The 3927-nt window shown below is 63.1% G+C and carries 3 protein-coding genes and 1 pseudogene; all 4 read right to left on the bottom strand.

What is annotated here, in order from left to right:
* Nucleotides 1-351: 351 nt before the first annotated feature.
* Nucleotides 352-1496 (bottom strand): IS3 family transposase gene (locus BHQ18_RS28755; RefSeq protein ID WP_109789449.1). Its coding sequence is split into 2 segments (ribosomal slippage): nucleotides 352-1223 and nucleotides 1223-1496, totalling 1146 coding nucleotides; the frame shifts between segments, so codons are not numbered across the junction.
* A gap of 631 nt (nucleotides 1497-2127) precedes the next feature.
* Nucleotides 2128-3204: a dihydrodipicolinate synthase family protein gene (locus BHQ18_RS28745; protein WP_069417030.1), complete on the bottom strand. Its 1077-nt coding sequence runs from the start codon at nucleotides 3202-3204 to the stop codon at nucleotides 2128-2130.
* Nucleotides 3205-3371: 167 nt separating this feature from the next.
* Complete coding sequence (locus BHQ18_RS28740) at nucleotides 3372-3758, bottom strand: SCP2 sterol-binding domain-containing protein (RefSeq protein ID WP_011559038.1); 387 nt, start codon at nucleotides 3756-3758, stop codon at nucleotides 3372-3374.
* A 45-nt stretch (nucleotides 3759-3803) separates the two neighbouring features.
* Nucleotides 3804-3927, bottom strand: a pseudogene (locus BHQ18_RS30880) (VOC family protein); the annotation flags it as partial.

The raw sequence follows: 3927 nt of genomic DNA, 5'->3' as shown, positions 1-3927 counted from the left end.
CAGAAGCGATGGACCATACGCTGGAAACCAGCCCTGAACGCCTTCGCGATCACCTTCGCCGACCGCATGCCGGGCAGCGAAACCACCTAACCGAAGATGCCGCTTACACCGTTAATCTGACGGACCCGGCGCGTCACCTTATGTAGACGAGATCACGCTAAGTCCTGACGAATCAGGCATTTACGACGCGTTCGGCAGGCTGCGGCAGTGCAAGCAAGATCGCGACTGGACGTGTTGATCTCTTTGACCGACTTGCCTTTGCGCCGGGGCCGCCAGCCCCGCAATGGCCGAGTGGCGAGTCCCCGTTACTGAGTCCACCCGGTTCTGGAGTCGGGTTGGTTTGATCCGTTCTCAGTTGATGCTGCAGGCCACCGGGGTGTGGCGACACTGGCAGGCTGCAGTGTACTCGGCCGGCGTGCGGTAACCCAGGGCCGAGTGGCGGTGTCGGTGATTGTGTTCGTGCTTGAAGTCGCCGATGACCACGCGGGCCTCGAACAGGGTGTTCCAGTAGTTGCGGTTAAGGCACTCCTTCCGGAGGCGGTTGTTGAACGATTCGATGTAGCCGTTATCCCACTGGCAGCCCGGCGGGATGTACACCATCCCGGTCTTGTTCTCGCAGAACCGTTGCAGCGCTTGAGAAACCATCTCCGGCCCATTATCCATGCGCAGCACCTTCGGCGGGCCGCCGGCCGCGGCGAACACCTTCGTCAGTTCCTCGACCAGGCGCTCACCGGTGATGGAGCGCTCCACCAGGTTAAGCAGTGACTCGCGGGTGTGTTCGTCGATCATCGAGGCGATCTTGATGGCCTTGCCGTCGATGGTGGAGTCGAACTGGAAGTCGAGCGCCCACACCACCTTCGGCGCATCAGCGATGACCGGCGGCACCGAGGACACCCCGGCGCGTTTGCGCGGCGAGACGACCTTGACCTGAAGGCCTTCTTCGCGCCACAGCCGGTGGATCTTCTTCAAGTTCACCTCACGGCGCTCGTCGTAGCGCAACCCCGCCCAGGCACGCCGGAACCCGTGGCACGGGTGTTTGATGGCGTAGGCGCGCAGCCAGGCCCTCAGCTCGGCATCGGGATCAGTCGGGGTCTGCGCCAACGGCAGGCGGCGGTAGGTGGAGCGAGCCAACCCAACGGCTTTGCACGCCAACCGTTCCGACATACTCAACGTCTCCTTGAGCATGTCCACGGCGCGGCGCTTGGCAGCTGGGCTCAAAATTATCCCTTCGCGACCTCCCGCAACGCGTCCTTCTCGAGTTCGGCGTCGGCCAGCAGCCGCTTCAATCGGGCGTTCTGCTCGCGCAGCTCCTTGAGCTCTTTGGCGGCATCGGTGTCCATGCCGCCGTAGGTGCGCCGCCAGTTGTACAACGTCGCCGGCGAAACCTGCAGCTCGGCAGCGATCTGTTCGCCGGTCTTGCCCTCAGCAGCCAGCTCATCTGCCCGGCGCAGCTTGCGCACGATGTCCTCCGCGGAGTTCCGCTTCCGACCAGCCATGTGTTCATCGTCCCTTCTGACCCGACATCGGGCCACAGGACTCTAAAACTGGTTGGACTCATTCACTGGGAACGCGCCACGAGGTCTGTGGCGATGTCGTCGTGCTGTCGGTGCCCTGCTAAGAACATTCGGCCGCGGGGCGCGGGAACAAGTGCACGCGCGGCGGTCGTTGCCGCTATTGTCCGACGAACAACCCGGTGGCGGGCGTTAGCCGACTCCACTCCCCCGATCGCCCGGGTCGGCAGGCGATGCCGATTGCCGCGCCTATCGGTTCGGGCATCTCCAAGTCATCGCCGGCATGGTCCCTGGCAGACCGCCCGTGGCGCTTGTGACTTGTGACATGCTCGCCGTGGCAACGGCAGCGAAAACGCTTGTGGTGCACACTATCTGGATGCTCGGCGACGCGTTGGCTCGGGTGCGACTTCCTATCCTGACGCTGCTCTCGATCGCAATCCTGACTGGCTGACCCATCATCGCGCACGGGCTCTCGGAGAAGCCCACCAGATCGGTGGCCGCGAGCAGGCGGCATTGTTCAACCTCGCCGCCGTCGCATTGCTCGGCGCTTGGCAGTCCTGCCCGAAGTTCAGTCGCTGCTGAGTGGGCTGGCGACGTTGGCTACAGACCTAGACGCCTAGGTGGGGGGAGTGGTCAGCAGGTCGCCCTGACGGTTCTTCCCCGGCGTCGATGACGAGGCGGCGGCGACGTTCGCCGCGGCAGGCGGCAGCCCAGCGGCTTCCCTTGACCGGTGATAGCGCTCCGCAAGTCCTGCCCAGCGTTCACCGTAGCGGTGCGCGGAATCGACGACGGTCTGCGGTATGTGAACGAAGGGCGGCCGAGCAGCCCCAGCACGCCCATAGCCCGCAGTGTCGATTGCCATCTTCCACCAGGCGGACTGCATGGCTTGGAATTCCTCCATAGTCAGACCCAGCGTTCGAAATGGCGCCTGCATCTGGTCGGCGATGGCCGCGGCCTCTGTCCAGTTGCCACGCTGGCATGCATCGCGCAGCGAAAGCGCGGGCCAGGGGCCCATGCATACGTCGATGCTCCACGCTCCGGCAGCGCCGAACATCATTGCGGGGTACATCAACTGGTCCAAGACGAGGACCGACATCTTGTCCTTGACCGCTTTGATTGCGCCGATCACATTGAAGATGTCCATCGAGGTCTGCTTGAGCGCAACGATATTGCGAATCTGGGCCAGCTCCCTGAATGCACCGGGCGGCAATGTGATGCGGAACGCATGCGGGTTCTGGTAAATCATAATCGCCAGCTCCGGAACGGCCTCGGCGAGGTCTTTATAGTACTGGACCGCGTTCTCGGCAGTCTGCGGCAAATACATCGGCGGTCCGCTCATGATCCCGTCCGCCCCGAGGTCGGCGATGACGCGGGCGCGTCGGATCGAGTCGCGCGTGTTGAGCGTACTGGCACCAACGAACACCGGAACCCGAGCGTTCACCGTCTCCACGACCGTGGTGATGAGCGTGCGGTATTCGTCGTCGGAAAGGGTGTGCGACTCGCCGGCGCTGCCGGTCGTGACGATGCCGTCGACACCATCACGAACCAGACGATCAACCAGAGACGCCAGCGCATCGGTGTCGATCGTGTCGACCGCGTTGACATCGGCGGCGTCCGGCGTCGAGCAGGCCGGCACGAATCCCCACAACCCCTTCATGTCGCTGGGAACGAGTTCGCTGGTGCGTGTTGTCATGAGCCGTGTCCAATCTGGTTTGAGGATTTTCGGAATGGCTTTGTTGGCGGTATGGTCGCGCCGGACCGTCCAGGGTGGGACTTGAGCCGATGGTAGGTGCCGATGCACTCCCGTTCGTGGCATTGTGTCCCTCGGCGCGAAGTCAACTCTAGGCGCCGCGATAAGTGCTAGTAGTCGATGTCTAAGCCGCTCTCGAGTTCTGCGAGCCGATCCTGGGCTTTTCCGATCGACATCATCTTCATCATGTTGCCGACGGCTTTCATCTGCCCGGTCATGGTCGCGGTCTGGCCGTTGAGCGCACCCCGAGACAGCTCGACGTTTGTTTCGTAGCTGAGCTCGGCCTCCACGTCGGGCGTGCGCGGCGGGGATCCGATACCGACGATGAGCGACCCGTCAGAGAAATGCATGTAGTAGTCATCGCTGGCCGGGCTCTGCGACACGGATACGCGGAGCACCACGTCATGTCCCTTCGCTGCAATGCGGAACCTCTCGTCGGCATTGGCCGCGTCGGTCACCGCAGTCGCCCAGTCGTCGGTTAGGAACTGGATCGCCATTTCACCTCCATATGATCGTTTTCGTCGTCTCGGCCGTCGAGCCGTTCATGTTGTTGCGGCTTCGAGTGCGCCTGGTGGTGTTTGGGCGACCATCTGGTGGCCCCACACACTGGGTCGGTCGTACTGAGCGACTGTCCAGGTTTCCTCGTCGACGGTCACCGCATCCCAG

This window comes from Mycolicibacterium flavescens (assembly GCF_001722335.1).
Lineage (GTDB): Bacteria > Actinomycetota > Actinomycetes > Mycobacteriales > Mycobacteriaceae > Mycobacterium > Mycobacterium flavescens.
This window is presented reverse-complemented; position numbering and strand designations above follow the sequence as displayed.